General features: G+C 67.6%; 11 protein-coding genes and 1 pseudogene. 9 read left to right on the top strand and 3 right to left on the bottom strand.

The window, feature by feature from the left end:
• The first annotated feature begins 55 nt into the window (after positions 1–55).
• The gene (locus tag ACGBYP_RS20995; protein ID WP_411587331.1) at positions 56–700 is read left to right on the top strand and encodes a hypothetical protein; all 645 of its coding nucleotides are present in this window, start codon (positions 56–58) and stop codon (positions 698–700) included.
• Between the two features lie 108 nt (positions 701–808).
• Positions 809–1,087 (top strand): hypothetical protein, encoded by a 279-nt coding sequence (locus ACGBYP_RS20990; protein ID WP_411587330.1) that lies wholly within the window; start codon positions 809–811, stop codon positions 1,085–1,087.
• 9 nt (positions 1,088–1,096) lie between these two features.
• On the opposite strand, the gene ACGBYP_RS20985 is transcribed toward ACGBYP_RS20990, so the two are convergent.
• From ACGBYP_RS20985 to ACGBYP_RS20975, 3 genes are read right to left on the bottom strand one after another with little or no spacing between them, the layout of a single operon-like run.
• Positions 1,097–2,071: a hypothetical protein gene (locus ACGBYP_RS20985; RefSeq protein WP_411587328.1), complete on the bottom strand. Its 975-nt coding sequence runs from the start codon at positions 2,069–2,071 to the stop codon at positions 1,097–1,099.
• Positions 2,072–2,099: 28 nt separating this feature from the next.
• Entirely contained in the window at positions 2,100–3,662 is a 1,563-nt protein-coding gene (locus tag ACGBYP_RS20980) for a relaxase/mobilization nuclease domain-containing protein (RefSeq protein WP_411587326.1), read from the bottom strand.
• A 38-nt stretch (positions 3,663–3,700) separates the two neighbouring features.
• On the bottom strand, positions 3,701–4,147 hold the full coding sequence (locus ACGBYP_RS20975) for a plasmid mobilization protein (RefSeq protein WP_411587325.1): 447 nt from the start codon (positions 4,145–4,147) through the stop codon (positions 3,701–3,703).
• A 198-nt stretch (positions 4,148–4,345) separates the two neighbouring features.
• Between ACGBYP_RS20975 and ACGBYP_RS20970 the strand changes: the two genes are divergently transcribed.
• From ACGBYP_RS20970 to ACGBYP_RS20940, 7 genes and pseudogenes are all read left to right on the top strand, one after another.
• Positions 4,346–4,687, top strand: coding sequence for a hypothetical protein (locus ACGBYP_RS20970; protein ID WP_411587323.1), 342 nt, complete (start codon positions 4,346–4,348; stop codon positions 4,685–4,687).
• Positions 4,688–5,813: 1,126 nt separating this feature from the next.
• Positions 5,814–10,046 (top strand): DNRLRE domain-containing protein, encoded by a 4,233-nt coding sequence (locus ACGBYP_RS20965; RefSeq protein WP_411587320.1) that lies wholly within the window; start codon positions 5,814–5,816, stop codon positions 10,044–10,046.
• A 64-nt stretch (positions 10,047–10,110) separates the two neighbouring features.
• A complete protein-coding gene (locus ACGBYP_RS20960) occupies positions 10,111–10,629 on the top strand; it encodes a hypothetical protein (protein ID WP_411587319.1) in 519 nt (172 codons plus the stop codon).
• Between the two features lie 273 nt (positions 10,630–10,902).
• Positions 10,903–11,454 (top strand): annotated as a pseudogene (locus ACGBYP_RS20955) (recombinase family protein); the annotation flags it as partial.
• A gap of 454 nt (positions 11,455–11,908) precedes the next feature.
• Positions 11,909–12,793 carry a TIR domain-containing protein gene (locus tag ACGBYP_RS20950; protein WP_411587318.1) on the top strand — a complete coding sequence of 295 codons (885 nt, stop codon included), beginning with the start codon at positions 11,909–11,911 and terminating at the stop codon, positions 12,791–12,793.
• Between the two features lie 2 nt (positions 12,794–12,795).
• A complete protein-coding gene (locus ACGBYP_RS20945) occupies positions 12,796–13,248 on the top strand; it encodes a hypothetical protein (RefSeq protein ID WP_411587317.1) in 453 nt (150 codons plus the stop codon).
• A gap of 1,604 nt (positions 13,249–14,852) precedes the next feature.
• Positions 14,853–15,899, top strand: coding sequence for a tyrosine-type recombinase/integrase (locus ACGBYP_RS20940; protein ID WP_411587315.1), 1,047 nt, complete (start codon positions 14,853–14,855; stop codon positions 15,897–15,899).
• Positions 15,900–16,201 lie beyond the last annotated feature (302 nt).

The following is a 16,201-nucleotide window of genomic DNA, read 5'->3' as shown; positions in this document are numbered from 1 at the left end:
CGGCCAGTCACGCCCTGGCCGGCCCAACCGCCCCCCGCCGCGCTGGAGCCCTCCGATGACACCCCGAGCACCCCGCCGCAGCTCCGTCGCCCTGGCGCTTGCCGCCGCGGTCGTCCTGGGCGGCTGCAGCGAGCCAGGGCCCGCGCTCGGTCCGCTACCGCCGGACCCGAGCAGCAGCGCCAGCGCCGATGCGCCAGCGACGCCGTCCACCGGCACCAGCTCAAGCACCGCGGTCGCCGCACCGACGTCGGCGGAGCTGCCCAGCGCGGAGAAGCAGGCGCTCGCTGAGGCCAGCGAGGCGGTCACCGACTACTACGCGGCCGTCGACCGCATCAACGGTGACCCCAGCGGCGACCCGGACGCGCTGCAGGACGTCGCCACCGGCGACGCCTACCTGGCATCGGTGCGTGCGGCCGCCCGAATCAAGGGTCGTGGCCTGGTGCAGACCGGCAGTGCGCGCGTCGTGGACGTCCACCTGATCAGCGTCGACCTGACCCATGCACCTCCTGGCAGGTATCCGACTGTCGTGCTGGACACCTGCCTCGACGTCAGCGCCACCGACGTCGAGGACACCGACGGCCAGTCCGTCGTCCCGGCCGACCGGCTGGACCGCACCGCTGCCCGGTTGAACGTCGTCCACCACGACTTCGGCTGGCGGGTGCACACCATCGAGTCCTCGGGCGAGCCCTGCGCGCCCTGACGACGCCTGTCGCCCATCCTCGACGCAACGTCGGGCGGGGGGGCAGGGATGAGGGCACGGAACGATCGCGTGGTCCGGCTGGCGGCTTGGTGGACCGTCGGGTCCTTCTTGACCTTCGGCCTCGTGTACCTCTGGGGCGCCATCCTCACCTCTTACCAGTGGGTGAAGGCCGACACGTGCTGGTTGCAGGACGAGAGGTACGAGCCAGAGACCGCCGAGGTCTCCAACAGCTTTCCGTTCAAGAACACCTGCAATGCCGACTACGACCTGGTGCCGACGTGGATCAACCCGACCGTCGCAGGCATCGGCGCCGTCTCCCTGATCTCCCTCGCTCTGCTCGTGACCGCCTTGGTCCGCCGCCGCCGGACGCTGGCGCCCACAGCTTGAGTCGAGCGGTCAGCGCCCTTGAGCGCGCTCGTTGGTGCGGTCGACGGTCTTGCGGGGCTTGGGGGCCCGCAGCGCGGCCTTGCCCGCGGCCGGCGCCGCGGTGACGGGCTTGGCGTTGAGCCGGTCAGCGACCGCACGGGCCGGGGCTGCCGAGGAGCTCCCGGACTTCACCAGCGCCGCCCGGCGGGCGGCCTCGTCCGGGACGGTCTGCACGGTCGTGGCTGCCTGTCCCGCAGCGGCACCGTCGCCGGCGGGCGCGCTGTTCGCCGGCGTCGCCTGCGCCTCTAGACGGTCCGCGGCCGACTCGGCCGCTGACGCCGCGGTGGTGGCCCGCTCGACCTCGGCCCGCTGCACGGCGACGTCGGTCTCGGCTCCGCGACGCAGTCCCTCGACGACCATGTGGGCCAGGTCGATGGGTCGCTCGATATCGGCGAGCTCGGCGGCCAGCTCCGCCTGCGCGCTCTCATCGACTATCCCGGCGGCACGGTTGGCCTCATCGGCGGCCCGCACCAGGGATGCCTCTAGCACCGCTCCGCTGCCCTGGGCACGGCGACGCTCCACGGCGGCGGTCTGCCGCTCCCGCACGGCCTGCTCCAGGGCGTCGCGGTCGACCGGGCTGCGGTCCTCGAGGTCGACGCCGTAGCGGTCACGGACCTCTCGCACGATGGTGGCCACCGCCCGCTCGGCCTCCGGCTCGACCTGCCGCCACAGCTGAGCGGTCTCCCAGGCGTCGGCGACGTCGCGCGCCTGGGCGTTGTCCCACCACTCGCGCCGGTCGACCACCGCCAGTTGTGCCCGCGCGGCCGCGCGCTCAGCTACCAGCCGCGCGGCCAGCTCCCGGGCTGATGCGGTGCTCTCCGCGGTCTCCCGGCGCATGCGCTCGGCGCGTGCCCGGGCCAGGTGCTCGGCGACCAGCCCAGCGGCGGTCAGCGCTACGCGCAGGCCACCGCCAACGACCTTATCGACCCCGTCCGGCTCGCTCATACCTCGACCTTCCCTGTCGCTCGTGTGCTCACCGCTCGGTCTCCGGGCGGCGTTCCTGGCCGGCGCCGGGCGCCGTGGTTTGTGGGTTCCTGGCCGGGTCCATGCGGGGCGGAAGGACAGACCCTGGCCGGTGTGCGACCGCGTCTGCGGTCAGCGGTGCCATGCCCGGCACGGCCGTCCGTCCGGTGCTGCGCTGTCCCTGCTCGACCGGAGCCGGCGCCCGCTCCGGTACGGCCGGCAGACCCGCCCGTACGACCTCCAGGCGCTCGCGGACGACGGTGGCGATCTCCGCCGCCCGGCGGCTCTCGCCGACGGCCTGGTGCATGTCGTGCAGGGCCCTGGCGGTGTTGCTCAGCTGCCGCAGCAACGCCGCCTGGGCGACTGTCCCCTTGCCGCCGTGGGCGACCGAGGACAGCAGCAGCGCCGCACCGCGGATGGACGGCGCGCCGGCCTTGGGCCGGGCGCTGTCCGGTCCCCGGACCTGGGCTGAGCGGGCCAGCGCGTCGGCGGCCTCGGCCAGCGGGCCGGGCGTGACCTCGACCTGCTTGGACCATGCCGCAAACGCACCCGACGTCTCACTCGCCACCCGGGCCCACGTGGCCCGGTCATCGACCGGAATCTCGCGTAGCTGGGTCCGCAGCTGGTGCTGCTCACCGATCAGCTGCGCCCACTGCTCGGGGCTGTACTCCACGAGCTCCCGGCCCGGGGAGACCGGCGGCCGGCCGCGCTTGGCAGCGATCCACTCCGCGGCCGCAGCGCTCGCGTCCTGCGGGGTGTCGGGCCAGTTCTGACGCAGCCGCTCCAGCGACAGGTCCTTGGCCAGCATCCGCCCGCCGAGGTACAGCGGGGCCTCACCGGCGACCGGTCGCAGGGCGACGGAGTAGCCGGTGATGACGTCGGATGTTCCGGCCGCGATCCGGCCCTGGACGAGGACGCCGGAGCGGCGCATCCGGCGCACGAACTCTGCTTCGTTCTGCGAGGCCGTCGCGGCCGCGCGCACGATCCGGCCGAGGGTCTGCCGGTGCGGTTCGGGTCGTCCTTCACGCGCTGCGCGCTCGGTCTCCGCCCGGGTCGCCAGGCGCTCTCCACGGCCGGCGCCGCGGTCCTCCAGCACCTCCAGGCCGTGCTTGCGCTCCAGCTCCCCGGCCAGCCGCTGTGCCCTCACCCGGTCCCGGTAGGGGCTGGCCTTGGTGCCGTCCTGGCGCACGAGGTTGACCACGATGTGCACGTGGTCGTTGCCGTTCGCCGACAAGCCGTGGCGGACCGCGACCCACCGGCAGTCGGCCTTGCCGCCGCCGGTAAAGCCCATGCCCTCGACGAACTCGCGGGAGACGTCGGCCCACTTCTCATCGCTCTGCACGCCCTCGCTGGCGCGCAGGCTCAAGGAGCAGTGCCACACGTGCCCGTCGGGGATCTCGGTGCCGAACAGCTGCCGCGGCCGGTCGAGCTTGGCAGCAATGTCCTTGGCCGCCGCGCCGTCGAGCTCGGCGGTGTCGTGCCACGCCATGATCGCCGGGTCACCGGCGACCAGGTGCGGCTCGGTGTGCGCGTTCTTCGTCTTGTCCGGGTCGGTCGAGACCAGGTACTGCATCAACCCACCCAGGCGCGTGCCCCGGGTGATGTTGGGCATCACGAGGGCAGGCCCTCGCGCACCGGGCCGGCGAACACTCGGGACTGAGCCGAGACACCCAGCCCGTCCAGCGTCTCCTCTACGCGCGGCAGCAGGCGCCGCACCGCGGCCAGCGTGGCGGCCGCATCCGCCGGGAAGTTCGGCCCCGAGTTGGCGTGCCGGGCGAGCTGGTTGACGTTGTTAGAGATGCTGCCCAGCAGCTTGGCGACCCGGAACAACTCGGTCATGGCCTCGCGGCGCATCGCCGCGGTCTCCCGGTCCCCGGCCAGCGCGGACTCGACCAGCAGCTCGACGACGTCCACGCCCTGCGCGGCCGCGAGCTGCTGGAGCACGGCCTCCTCCTCGGCGCTCACGCGCACCCGGTGGTTGCCGGTGCGACCGCCGGGCACCCGGGGCCGGCGACGGCGTCCGACGGTGCCTCGCGTAGCGGGCTCGTCGTCGGTCATCCGGGGCTCCTCCAGGCTCAGCGCAGCGCTCCCGCGACCGCGGGACCAGACGGAGTCTGCCCAGGGACGGGGGCGCTTGTCGACCCTGGGCCCGGTTTGGGTTACCCAAACCGCTAGCTTGCTCTTCTGCGTTACCTGACCGGGTTTTCGTCGGCTACCGCGGTGGGCACCACTAATAGCCGCCGATAGGGTGCCCTTATGCCCACTGACGTTGCCCCCGACGACGCCCTCGATCGCGCCCGCCGCCTGCTGGATCCGCGGCTGGAACCGATCCGCGAGATGGCCACCGCGCGGGCGAACCGCAACGAAGCCCGGGCCGCTGCCGCCAGGGCCGAGACCGCAGACGCACGCGCCTACGCCAACTGCGTCAAGGCCGGCTGGACCGAGGCCGAACTACGCACGGTGGGCTTCGACGCACCAACCAAGCGACTGCCCGGACGACCGGCCACGCCGCGCACGGGTGGACAGACCGCACCCGAGGGCGGGACCGACGGTGCTGACGCTGGTGGGTCGACCGGTGACCCGCAGGACCCGGCCTGAGCTCCGCTCTGCCCGGGGTGCTGACCTTCGGTCAGCACCGGCGCGCTCCGCGCGGTTGAGCCGGCTGCGCCGGCGCTGAGGGAGCTCCGCTCCCCTCCCGGCAATCCGACCCTGCAGGCGCGTCCGCTCCGGTCAAGGTCGTTCGTCCTCGCTGCGCTCCGGGCGCTCCACCTTGACCTCCACGGCCTCATGCACCCGCTGACTTCTTCTTGCCGGGAGGGGGCGGGAGGGTGGTTGGCCGCCTGGTGCTGCAGTGGTGCCGTAAGTGCCCGGCGGTGGTAGTCGCATAGTGGGGTGGTGTCACCAGGAGAGCCCGGCCGGCCACCGCGACGGCTACCGGTACCCGACGGCCTCAGCGTCACCTCCTCCGATGACTTGGCCCTCGCGCTGGAGGATGCCGACCGCCGGCTCGACCCGCCCGTGTCGGTGCGCGTGCGCTGGTCCGGGGAGTGGCACACCCCGGCGCTGCTGCATGGCTGGCAGCAGTCCGAGGACCGCGGTGACGGGTGGCTGGGGTGCGTCGAGTACCACCGACAGATCACACCCGGGTTCGGCTTCGCCGTAGGCCGGTGGACGCCGGCCTGGAACATCGAACGGATTGGGGACACACCAGCGCTGTAATTCCGAGCGCAGACAACCGCGACGGTGGCGGCGCCCTGCCCGCTGACCCATGACTGTCAGGGTCAAGGACGCTGCCCTGAGACCGACCCGATCCCCGGGCCGTCATGTTCAGCCGCTCCACGCCTCAAACCGCCAAGGCAACCAGGCGTAACACTTGGACCTCTGCTGCTCGTCGGGCCCTGCCAAGTCGTGAATCATTTTGCCGCGCTAACCGTGCTTGTGCACTTGCTGTGGCGCTGCCAAGGTTCGCCGCAACCACCTCCCGACAAGGGAGGTCTTGCGGCGCACAACCGCCCGACCAGCGCATTCACGGGGAGCTCACGTGTCGTCTCGTCATGCCTTCAGCCCGCTCCGACGGTGGCGAAAGCGAGGACCGATCACGGTCACCCTTGCACTCGCGATGTGCGTCGGGGTCGCCCCGGCGATGGTCGCCCAGGCCGCACCCTCGACAGCGCCATCCACCAGCACAGGCACAGGCACGTCGACGTCGACGTCGACGTCGACGGTGGAGCCGGGGCCCCATGACTACCTCACACCGGAGCCGATCCCGGAGGTAGACACCTCGATCAGCCTGAATCCGCAGCCGCGGGCCAGCGCGCTGACCCTCGCCCTAGAGGAGGCCGCCCGCACCGGCAAGAAGGTCGAGGTGGGAGGTGAGACCACGGCAACATCAATCACCTATGCCCTCCCGGACGGCACGGCCGACGTCCAGACCACAGCTGGACCAGCGCGGGTCGAGCAGGCCGACGGCTCGTGGGCGGAGGTGGACACCACCCTGCACGTCACCGCCGACGGTGTCGTGGCCCCGCGAATGGTGCCCGGGAAGACATCCTTCTCCGCAGGGGGTACCGACTTGCTGGCCTCTCTGTCCGATGGTGCGGGCACCTCCATCACGCTGAACTGGGAAGAGGAGCTCCCCACCCCGGTCCTGTCCCAGGACACGGCCATCTACCCCGACGTACTCCCAGATGTCGACCTGGTGCTCAAGGCCACCCGACTGGGCTTCTCCCAGCTGCTAGTGGTCAACTCCCGCCCGGATGCGGCGACCCTGGAAGAGCTGTCCTCGATCGACATCCCGGTACAGACCACCGGCGCCGACCTCGCCGAGGGCGCCGGCGGTGAGCTTCGTGTCACCGACCCGGCCACCGGTGACCTGGTCGGCACCGCGGCCGCCCCGCTGATGTGGGACGCACGCACCGACCCACGCACCGACCAGCCCATCGTCATCCGCGACGTCGGCCTGACCGTCGACGACCAGACCAGTAATCCCGCCGCGGCCTCTGACGCCACGCTGGTCCTGACGCCCGACGCCGGGTTCCTCGCCGACCCCGGCACCCTTTACCCGGTCACGATCGACCCCACCCAAACTCTGGGTGCCCTGGGCGACACCTTCATCGCTAAGAGCCTCGCCTCCAATCAGGGCGGAAGCACGGAGCTGCGCGCCGGGACGAACAACGGCGGTGTAGACGTCGCCCGCTCCCTGCTGAGGTTCGATGTCAGCGCGCTCAAGAACCGGTACGTGCAGTCTGCCAACCTGGCGCTCTTCAATACCCGATCCTGGTCCTGCACCAAGACCTACACCGACATCCGCGATGTCGCCGACTTTGACCCGACCTCCGTGACTTGGGCCAACCAGCCAACGATCAACGGCGTCGTTGCCAGCGCCTACTCGGCCAACGGGTACGACGCCACCTGCGGTGCCGCCTGGACTGACTTCCCCCTCACCAACTGGGCCCAGAACTACGCCGACTCCCGCAACAACCGGCCCAACGTCATGCCTCTGGCCGTACAGGCGCGCAGCGAGGCCAGCAACACCTCGTGGAAGACCTTTAACTCAGGCAATGCCGCCAGCGACGTACCCACCCTGACCTTCACCTTCGATGGGAACTGTGACCAGTACGCCGGCAACCGAGTCTGCGGCTCAACTCGGGACAAGTGGTGGTCCATCGGTGGCCCCAGCAGCTACCTCGGCATGCCCACCGGCTCCGACACCACCATCACCGGCGGTTCATCCACCAACTTCACCGGCGGATCCATCTACGCCTCCACCAATCCGAACGTCGGCACCCACATCATCCGCGGCGAAATCCGCGCCAAGTACTGGAACCTCCGCGCTGAAAACTCCTCACTCGGTTACCCCACCGGCGAGGAGTTCTGTGGGCTGAGTGGCGGCGGCTGCGGCCAGCACTTCGAGCGCGGCTCCATCTACTACTCCCCCACCACCGGCGCACACAACGTCCAAGGAGCCATCCGCGACAAGTGGGCAGCACTCGGCTGGCAGGCCTCCACCCTCGGCTACCCCACCACCGACGACACTGCGGCGACCGGCGGCAACTTCAGCCACTTCCAGCGCGGCTCCATCTACTACTCCCCCACCACCGGCGCACACAACGTCCAAGGAGCCATCCGCGACAAGTGGGCAGCACTCGGCTGGCAGGCCTCCACCCTCGGCTACCCCACCACCGATGAGCTCCCCATTGCGGACGGCCAGTACAACCAATTCACCGGCGGAGTGATCTACTTCTCTGCCTCAACGGGCGCACACACCGTGGTCGGGGAAACACTCAATTACTGGAATGGACTCGCCGGCGCCGTGGGCGTCGCCCTGGGATTCCCCACCAGCGACGCCTACACCACTGATTATGGATACCGACAAGACTTCGCCGCCGGTCAGATCCTCCGGGAGACAGCGACTGGTGAACTTCGCAACTGCACGCAGACAGGAACTTCAGGTGCCGACAAGCTGGTGGGCACAGCTGGCGACGACGTCATCTGCAGTCTGGGCGGCAACGATCAGGTCGACGGCCTGGACGGCAACGACGTCCTACACGGCGGCACCGGAGACGACTCCCTAACTGGCGGGCCTGGCGACGACGTCCTCGAGGGAGCCTCAGGCACCGATGGTCTCCGTGGCGGAGATGGAGTCGACAAACTTCGAGGTGGCGATGGCACGGATCACCTTGAGGGGGGCGCCGAAAACGACGTCTTGCAGGGCGAAGGCGAACGCGATGTCCTAGCCGGCGGGTCCGGAGACGACCTTCTCCAAGGCGGCGAAGGTGACGACCTTCTTGCTGGCGACGAAGGCAAGGACGAGCTCGACGGTGGCCGCGGGGCGGACACCTTGACAGGTGGGGGCGGAGAGGACCTTCTCCTGGGCTACCAGGGAGACGACATCCTGTCCGGCGGGGCTGAAGCAGACGGTCTGTACGGAGGCCTGGGCCGCGACTCCATCACTGGCGACGATGGCGATGACACCTTGGACGGGGGGCCAGGGGACGACTTCCTCACCGGCTCTCCAGGGACCGACAGCTGCACGGCAGGGACGGCTGCCACCCTCACCACCTGCGAGAACGAACACTTGCACAATGCCGAAGACACCCTGGCCAGCTTCGCAGTCGAAGCCCAAGCGACGCGCGTCAACCCTGATCCTCTGCAGTCACAAGGAATCGACTTCGCCATCGACTCTGAGTTGTCATCCCTCGTCACTCATAGTCGACTCAGCGACGGCCTGACGTTCACTGTCAAGCCCTCGGAAAGCACAGCCGCGGGTCAGTATGAGATTGCATTACCACAGAATCAGCACTCGGCGCCTGCCGTCCGCACCACTAACGGATCAATCGTCTACCGCGACTCGACGGGGGGACCAAGTAGTGTCATCCAGTCCGTAGGCGGAGCCGTCAGGGTGTCTACTGTCGCCGCTGCAAGCCCGACTACGCTGACCTACCAGGTAGATCTACCCGACGGGTCCCACGCCCAACTCAACACTGCAGGTGGCATCGACTACATCGCAGCGAATGGCTCTCACTTGGCTGAGGCGACCCGTCCATCAGCTACTGACGCCAGCGGACAGGCCGTCCCGACGTGGCTGGAAATCGATGGAAGCGCGCTCATACTGATGCTCGATTCCGCGCAGTCCAATTTCAACTTCCCCATCGTGACAACATTTGATTTGAGCGCTTCTCCTCAAGAGGTAGCAGATTCTGCCTCGCCTCCACTGTCAGCGGCTAAGGCGCTGGCCGCGTGCACCGCCTTCGCCGCCCGTAACACCGAAGGTTCGTGGACGTGTGACGGGCAGGTCCTGACGGAGTCAACCTCTTCCTCGGGGGCAATTCTTTCAGATGTTGACACTGGCGATGCCGTTACTTTGCAGGACATCGACGCCATCACTCCCACGGAAGCCAGCTCAGCGGATGCATTGATCGCCCAGGCTGGACAAGGCGCAACAAGTGGGGATCAACCCGCCGATGCGGAGGGGTCGCCTTCCGGCGACTTCACGACACAGGTGAGGATTGACAACTATCACGCCAATTACACTTCAACCTTCTTCTACGGCACCGGAAATGTCGCCAGAGGGAATGTGAAGTTCACCCACCAGGTCTCCCTCTATCACAACAGTGCGCGCGATAACCAGAAGCTGCAATTCACACAGGCAGGCAGCGACCTCTACTGGAATCTGCGGATCAGACGTGACAACAGCTGGTCTCATGACGACACCGTGTTCAATTACCCCGACAGGCAAAGTTGCCAGGCCGGTGCAGGACTCAGGACTTGCAGTAGGCTTGAGAGCCAGTACGGCGACGGATGGAGAGCCTTCCCTCTGGACAGCAAGAAGTACTACCTCGAAGCTTATGGTTGGGACTTCTATGCTGGAGGCCGTCACTATAGGAATTTCGGTGGTACCGCTCAGTCTGACCGCATGACTTGTTACAGGACCACTAACTGCAAGTTCAGGGGTTGACTCGCCGCAAATGGGCAGTAGCCAAGCTGGAAGGCTCCCCGCGCTGGGTGCATTGTTGGGCCCAATGCTCAGCAGCAATGGGGACGGGCGCCTCTACGCCAAGGGGTCCGGTAACGAGGCCGGTTACGAGTACGCCGAGGAGTATTGGAAGTGGAGTGCAGCCGCGAGGCTGTCGTCGCAGGGTCAATCGATCACGTCGGGACCGATCGCAACGGTTGCTCGGTCACGTCGTGGACCCGTCGAGAGCAAACACGGACCCAAGGCATGGCTTGGTTGGACGGATCGATTGCTCCAGCCGCGCCACTTGTATGTCTGGGGCCGACGCGGCGAGGACTGGCGTATCGACGATGTTGTGAGGTGGTCGCCCGAAGTCGAGGGCGCCGTCGAGGTGCGCGTGCTGCACGTCGAGGACGCTCGAGCTGGAGCACTCCATGTCATCCCCGATCTCGGTCGGGTGATGCTGATCGAATTGCCGATGTTCTTAACCTGGTCGATCGACGAGATCGATGACAATCCGGATGTCGGCGCCTGGCCGTTGCAGCGATGGTTCAAGGATGTCATGCCAGAACGCGATACGTGGTGAGGCGGAGCTTACGGCAACTACTCAAACAGCACGGTTGACCACCCGACCGGGGAGCTAACGGGAACCCTTCATGCTGCTCTGAGTGACCGGAAGGGTGTTCCAAACAGCGGACCACAACTCCCCGTTTCTGGGCCGCTCGCAGCTCCCCTTGACCCGTCGGACGTTTTCGCAGGTCGACCGACGGGTCAACCGGCCCAAAAGCCGTGCCCGAAATCAACGGTCCGAATCTAGCGAGGGCTGACGTTTGTGGGCCGCTCCCGTTAGCCTGCGCGCGTGAACATGGTCGGCTACGCCCGGGTGTCCACCATCGAGCAGGACCCAGCGCTGCAGCATGACGCGCTCACCGCCGCCGGCGCGGTGCGCGTGTTTACCGACTACGCCTCCGGCGCCACCGCCGCCCGTCCGCAGCTCATCGCCTGCCTGGACTTCCTCCGGCCCGGGGACACCCTTGCCGTATGGCGGATCGACCGGCTCGGCCGGTCGGTCGCCGACCTCACCACCATCGTCAACGACCTCGGTGACCGGGGCATCCAATTCCGGTCACTTACGGAGGCCATCGACACCACCACCGTCGGTGGGGAGCTCGTCTTCCACATCTTCGCCGCCGTCGCCCAGATGGAACGACGCCTCATCAGCGAACGCACCCGCGCCGGCCTGGTCGCCGCCCGGGCCCGCGGCCGGGCCGGCGGGCGCCCCACCGTGATGACGCCGGAGCGGCTCACCGCCGCCCAGGCCATGCGCGCTCGAGGCATGACCTTGATCCAGATTGCGGCCACGCTCGGCGTCGGCCGAAGCTCCCTGGTGCGTGCACTGGCGCAGACGGCCGACGACTCAGCTAGCGCGACGTCCGGCGCTGACTCGGAGCTGGCCACCATCCAACTGCCCGGGCCACTGGACTCGTCTGTCGAGCTGGTCGAGCCGCCGATGACAACATCGGCGCCGCTGCCGGAGGTCCAGTTGTTGGGGAGGTCGACGCGCCGCGGTGCGGAGCTGGAGGAGCTCGCGTGGCCGGCCGGCTACTCCCCCGCCTGCCCTACCTGCACGCTCCCGACGACTGGTGTCGAAGAGCAGTACGCCCGCCTTAGCGGGCAACGCGAGCCGATAGTCGTTGCTCTCGCCCGGCCCTGCGGGTGCCTCATCGACGAGCATGTCGCGGCACTTCTATTGAATGCACCTCTGCCCTGACAGTTCGTCCGGCGACGTTAAGCGCCTTCGCTGATTGTCGGATCTACCCGCTACGGTTGTTCTCTATGAGTAGCTCACGTAGCCGGCACAGCCGTTGAGTGCGCCCACGCCCAACCCGCGGGACGTCTTCGTCATCCATGGCCGCAATGAGCCAGCCCGCGCTGCACTGTTCTCGTTCCTCCGCTCGATCGGGCTCAAGCCCATCGAGTGGTCACAAGCAATCGCCATGACGGGCACGGGATCGCCGTACATCGGTGAGGTTCTCGACGCAGCCTTCAGCGCCGCACAGGCCATCGTCGTGTTGGAGACACCCGACGACATCGCCTACCTCCACCCCAGCCTGACCTACCCCGGCGACCCCGAGTGCGACGCGCAGCCGCAGCCCCGACCCAACGTGCTGTTCGAAGCGGGCATGGCCATGGGGCGCGACCCCCGCCGCACGGTGATCGTGGAGCTGGGACGGGTGCGCGTCTTCAGCGACATTCACGGTCGCCACGTAGTCCGCCTGGACAACTCAGTAGGCAAGCGTCAAGACCTTGCTGCCCGCCTGGAAGCAGCTGGATGCGCCGTCGACCTCAGCGGCCGCGACTGGCACGAGGCCGGCGACCTCACACCACCAGCTCCGCCTGGCGGTGGGCTTCCTCTCGGGCGCAAGCTTCCATCGACCCAAACGTCGGGAATTCCGCGTTTGGATGCCCGCTACCACGATGGGCCGAAGAGCAGCGGATATGTGGAAATTATTAACCACGGACCGGGTGATGTCTACGACCTCGACTTCAGCACCAAGGAGGATGAGGGTCTTCGCATTGATCGCAACGGCGACTTCCCTCTTCCCAAGCTGCCAGCCGGCAAGAGCATTCGGGTAATGCGCACGCTGAGCTTGGGTTTTGGTGGCAACTCCTACTTCAATGTCCGCGTGACGTGCAAGACGATCGACGGAACGCAGATCGACGAGGAACTCTTTGTGAGCACGACGTGAGCATGTCCATATCCCTCCCCCTCGACAACGACGGGTTCCTTCGTCGCGAGTGCCCTAATTGCGAGCGTGAATTTAAGTGGCATGACGGGCCGGCCAACGAAGAGGCCGAGACCGCTGACGTCCCGGTCACCTACTACTGCCCGCTTTGCGGTGAGCCAGCTCCGCCTGACCACTGGTGGACAACCGCGCAGCTCGACTACATGCAAGAGATGGCAACTCCTATGGTCATGCGACAGGTCAGCGAGGCGTTTGATGATGCGCTGCGCGGCAGCAAGCACGTGACCTATAAGCCGGGCGACGGGAGCGACCTCCCCGACCCACCAAGCACACTAAGCGAGCCCGACGACATGCGGATCGTGGCGTCACCCTGCCACGACTATGAGCCAGTGAAGGTGCCCGAAGACGTCGACGGCCCACTGCACTGCCTCGTCTGCGGAAGCGCCTACGCGGTCTAACTTTCGCCAATCACATGGCCACGGCCGAGCGCAACCGCGTCCGCACGCCTCTGTCGCAGCAGGGAATCTACTGGACCCACAAGTCGGCTACATGCCCATGGCTGATGCGGCAGGTGTCCTTCCAAGTGACAGCACCCAGGGCCATGCCCTCCCACCATTCGCCAGAAGGGCCTGTCCGTCCGCAGAGCACGCATCGATCCCTGTGTCTCCGCTTCGCTGGCTCGAATAAGGACCGTCCCGGCGGAAGAGGGAGAGGGCCAACTGCTGACTGACCTCGACGGTTGTAGCGGGGGTGTTCGGATGCGATAGCGATCGCCTCAGCGCGCATCGCCTGGCGCCTTCCCGTTCGCTGCTCAGCGGTCACTCGAACGACCTCGGGCCACCAGTCGGCGTTCGTCTCATGGTGCTCAAGTCGAGCTGGCAAGCGTGCCGTGCAGCCGACGTAGAGCAAGACCTCACCGTCGCCATAACACCGGTAGACCACGTGAGGACTATCGGTTCCATAGATGCCGCCCATGGCGTCAGCCTGCACCCAACGGGTGACAGTTTCGCCCCACGACGAGCAAGCTTAAGTCCAGGTCGTCCGCGGGCGTCTTCTGGGACTCCTCTGTCGACTGCTAGGCCACCACCGAGCAGGCCACGACCAGTCGTTACCACATGATGTAGCCAATGGGTGGGGAAGTCGGTGCGCTGTCATTGATCGCCTTTGTGGGGATCAGTGCAACTGCGTGTACTGATTAATGTTCTCCCACACGCGGTCAAGGCTCCCAGTAGTGATGACCGCTCGCGCTTGAGCTGGCCAGCCATTCGCGTTAGTCACGCCAATGAGGGCATTTGCAGACACGGCCCACGTGCGGACCGAGTGCGGCGGGATTTGTTCTGGAAGAGCAGGGCCGTGCAGCCGTAGATCCGCGGTTCCTAAGGTTATCGTGTGGGGGCCAGGGACATTGAGCTCAATGCCTACTATCTCTCCAGCGGCTCCGCCTGCATTCCGCACCGTGATGCGAAACTCCGCAGGAGCCGTCCCGTCACTCGGCCGCAAGGTCGATGTCGGGACAAGCTTAGGTAGCCGCGCCTTCTGAGCAGAGACATGAGCACGGATTGCAACGATAAGGGAAAGAGTGGAGATAATCGTCGCACAGATTGCAACGAGGACAGTCGGAGTCATAGGGAGTCCAATCCAGACGGCCGGCAATGGTCAGCGTACTGGCGTTGCAGTGACAAGGTGTGCTTGCATGCGACTGGGGGCAGTCGTCGGAGCGGCGTGCTGCGCTTAGCTCTTCGGGCTTGGCTCTGTCACGTCGTATGAAGTCGCTCGACCGCATGGGCTCGCGCAGCTGAGCGCTTCGTTGCGCGAGTAGCCAGCGAGGGATGAGGCGCTCACACAACAGGGAGGTTGGTCGTCCGCCTCGGACTGCTGCGACGGGCTCGACTCCCAGTTCGGCAGCTGGATGGGGAGCTGGCTGGGCACAACCACCGCGGGCTGGTGCGCGGGCAGTCCCACTGCCCTCCTCAAGTGCGCCTATGCACCCGCTGTCGGGTCCCGCTGATAAAGGACGTTATTAGCGGGTTCCTGTCGGACCCCTGCTCTAGCGTCCGGAGACGTGGAGACAGAGAGCAGCGATGCGGCCGGTGGCCTGACGGAGCCGACCGACGTCGTCCTGCTCGATCCCGGCGCCCTGGTCGTAGTCGAGCAGCTCGCGCCCGCTGGCGCCACGGCGCTCGCCCGCGTTCCCGGCACCGCGCTGGACCCCTTCGACCGGCTGGTCGTGGCCTTCCTCACCGGCCGCAAGCAGGCCCACACCAAGACCGCCTACGCCGCCGACCTCACCGCCTGGCGCGCCTGGTGCCTGGCCGACTCACCGGCCGAGTACCGGGTGCATCCGCTGCTGGCCACGCGCCCGCACGTCGACGCCTGGGTCGACCACCTCGCTCGCACGCCCAGCGCGCGCACCCGCCGGCCACTGTCGGCGGCCAGCGTCGCCCGCCGGCTGTCGGCGCTGTCGAAGTTCTACGCCTACGCGCTCAGCCTCGGCGTGCTCGACCGCTCACCGCTGGACCAGGTCGAGCGCCCGCAGGTGTCGGATGAGTCCTCCACCGCCGGGCTCACCGCCGCCGAGCTCGTGGCCCTGCTCGACGCCGCCGACGCCCACTCCCCCCGGGCTGAAGCGCTCATCTCCGTGCTGGTGTTCACCGGCTGCCGGATCTCCGAGGCTTTGGGTGCCGACCTCACCGACTACCGGCACGACCGCGGCCACCGCGTGCTGCGCATCCGCCGCAAGGGCGGCAAGCGCGCCTCCGTCGCCCTCCCCCCAGCCACCGTCCGAGCACTCGACGACCTGATCGGTGAACGCACCAGCGGGCCGATCTTCCTGTCCCGCACCGGCGGGCCACTGGCCTACAAGACCGCCTACGACCTGATCAAGCGCCTGGCCAAGACCGCCGGCATCCCCTCCGCAGACCTCATCAAGCCCCACAGCCTGCGCCACGGGTTCGCCACCGAAGCACTCGCCATCGGCATCCCCCTGCAGGACGTCCAAGACGCCCTGGGACATCGCGACCCCCGCACCACCCGCCGCTACGACCGGACCCGGCACAACCTCGACCGCTCCCCCGCCTACTCCCTCGCTCAAGCACTGCGCCGGCAGTGAGCCGATGCGGCGATGGGCCGTCCTCGCGCGCTCGCCGACGACTGACCGGAGCCGAACAGGTCGCCTGGAACAACGAGGCCAAACAGCAGCGATGACTTCCTACACGCCGTGATCGGCCTGACGTCGGGTCGTCCTATCCGGTGCGTAGATCGCTGGCAGTCGCGATGAACTCGGTGGATCACCGCCGCCAGCCACCTCCTGTAGGTGCAGTGGACCGGCACCGCGAGTCCGAGGTCGGCTCGGTCGGTGACTCTCCGTTCGCGTACAACTTCTAGTTGCCGCTGGGCTGACTCGGGACCTTG

The sequence above is a fragment of the Modestobacter sp. SSW1-42 genome, from assembly GCF_046635825.1.
Taxonomy (GTDB): Bacteria; Actinomycetota; Actinomycetes; order Mycobacteriales; family Geodermatophilaceae; genus Modestobacter.
Note: the sequence above shows the minus strand (reverse complement) of the source record. Positions and strands in the feature narration are given on the sequence as shown.